The sequence below is a fragment of the Microbacterium sp. Bi128 genome (genome assembly GCF_918698205.1).
This window is the reverse complement of record NZ_CAKKMM010001666.1, coordinates 1-1037: the sequence shown is the minus strand read 5'-3', so window position 1 is coordinate 1037 and position 1037 is coordinate 1. Positions and strand designations below refer to the sequence as shown.

The window sequence follows — 1037 nt, the reverse complement described above, 5'->3', positions numbered from 1 at the left end:
GAGACATGCCGTTAAGCCTACTGCCCTTCGACTCATTGCCGCGGACCGCATCCCAGAGCAGACTAGGGCTAGGTACAGACGAGCTAAGGATCCGCCATGTTAGCCTCAGCCGACCGTGTTCGTGAGGAACAGCGCTTGCTCTGGGATGAGTTCTCGGCGGGCTGGAAGAAATGGGACGCGGAACTGCTCGGCTGGCAGGCCCCGTTCGGCGACGCCCTCCGCCAGGAGCTCCGGCTCCGCCCGGACTCAGCGGTGCTGGACGTCGCGGCAGGCACGGGGGAGCCCGGCCTCAACGTGGCCGCGCAGGTGCCGGAAGGCCGTGTGGTCCTGACTGACATTTCGGCCGGAATGCTCCGGGTGGCCGAGGAGAAGGCATCGGCCCGGCGTCTGAACAACCTGGACTTTCAAGTGTGCGATTCGGCCGCCCTGCCGTTCCGCAACAACACGTTCGACGCCGTGTACAGCCACTTCGGCTTGATGTTCTTCCCGGTGATGTCCGCGGCCATGGCAGAGATGGCGCGCACCGCCAGGCCGGGCGCCCGGGTGGGCGCCGTCGTCTGGGGACGCGCCGCCGCAAACCCCTGGGCCAGCCTGATCCTGGGCACGATTGCCCGGCACCGGGAACTTCCCATTCCGGCCGCCGGGACTCCCGGGCTGTTCCGCTGCGCACCAACCGGCTTCATGACCCGCATGTTCAAGGAGGCCGGGCTGGCCGAGGTGGCCGAGCACCAGGTCAGCACCGACCTGGTGCACGAATCCCCGGAGAGCTACTGGGAGTTCATGACCGACATCGCGACCACCGTGGCGATGGGCCTGGCCAAGGCGGACGCGGAGTCGCGGGCCCTGATCCGCTCGGATGTGTTCGCTCTGCTGGGCCGCTACGAGCACGACGGCGCGATCCGGCTCCGGTCCACCGCCACCGTGGTGGCGGGGACCAAGGTTTAGCCAGGCGGCCGGGCCCGTTTTCGCGGCGTTTTCGGACAGGGGCTGCGGTTTCGGACGGGCGCGCCGGGGATCCGCGCTGCACGGGTCCGATT

The 1037-nt window shown here is 68.5% G+C and carries 1 protein-coding gene; it reads left to right on the top strand.

Going from position 1 to position 1037, the window contains the following annotated elements:
• Window positions 1-96 precede the first annotated feature (96 nt).
• Window positions 97-945, top strand: a complete 849-nt coding sequence (locus LQV45_RS35375) for a class I SAM-dependent methyltransferase (RefSeq protein WP_230012720.1) — start codon at window positions 97-99, stop codon at window positions 943-945.
• Window positions 946-1037: the final 92 nt, after the last annotated feature.

Bases quoted from the DNA above. Each gene is read 5' to 3' on its own strand.
- LQV45_RS35375 (WP_230012720.1), top strand. From the start codon at position 97: ATGTTAGCCTCAGCCGACCGTGTTCGTGAGGAACAGCGCTTGCTCTGG.